At 69.6% G+C, this 434-nt stretch carries 1 protein-coding gene; it reads right to left on the reverse strand.

The window, feature by feature from the left end; translation table 11 throughout:
• Positions 1-434: acyltransferase domain-containing protein (locus tag NP777_RS47260; protein WP_256656381.1), on the reverse strand; the 434-nt coding region annotated here is incomplete at both ends.

The raw sequence follows: 434 nt of genomic DNA on the forward strand, positions 1-434 counted from the left end.
TTGGGCGTAGGTGGTGTGGTCCAGCAGCCCGGTACGCTCCGGGTCGGCATCGAAGACAACCTGCCGTAGTGGGTGTTCCAGGTGTGGGTCGAGCAGACTGCACACCTCGTCGAAGGCTTCGGCGAAGACGGGGTAGCGGTTGTGGAGTTCGGCGCCCATGCCGGGGCGTTGGCTGCCCTGTCCGCTGAACAGGAACACCGTCTGGCCGGTGGAATCGGCGGCCCTGCCGGGGTGCACCAGGCCCGGGTGGGGTTCTCCGGTTGCCAGTGCCTCCAGCCCGGCCACCAGTTCTTCGCGGTCCTGGCCGATGACCACCGCCCGGTGGTCGAAGAGCGTCCTGGACCGCAGCAGGGACCACCCCACCTCAGCGGAACTCACCCCGGGGTCGGCGTTCACCCGTTCGGCCAGCGCCCGCGCCTGGCCCCGTAACGCCT

Origin of the sequence: Streptomyces rugosispiralis (assembly GCF_024505145.1) — a bacterium.
Classification (GTDB): Bacteria; Actinomycetota; Actinomycetes; order Streptomycetales; family Streptomycetaceae; genus Streptomyces; species Streptomyces rugosispiralis.